The organism is Frigoribacterium sp. AC759, from assembly GCF_979256015.1.
On record NZ_CEEDMT010000114.1, the window covers coordinates 1 to 261 of the forward strand.

Annotated in this window: 1 pseudogene; it reads left to right on the top strand. The window is 60.9% G+C overall.

The features are described 5' to 3' along the window. A pseudogene (locus tag ACZ6JE_RS15310) lies at nucleotides 1-261 on the top strand (F0F1 ATP synthase subunit alpha); the annotation flags it as partial.

The window sequence follows — 261 nt, forward strand, 5'->3', positions numbered from 1 at the left end:
GGTCGGCACCGTCGTCACATCTGGCGACGGTATCGCCCACGTCGAGGGGCTTCCCTCGGCCATGGCCAACGAGTTGCTGCGCTTCGAGAATGGAACCATGGGCATTGCCCTTAACTTAGAAGAGCGGCAAATCGGTGTGGTCGTGCTCGGCGATTCCGACGGTATTGATGAGGGATCGACTGTTCGTGGCACTGGGGAAGTGCTGTCTGTGCCGGTTGGCGAGGGATATCTCGGTCGCGTCGTGGACGCGATGGGTAACCC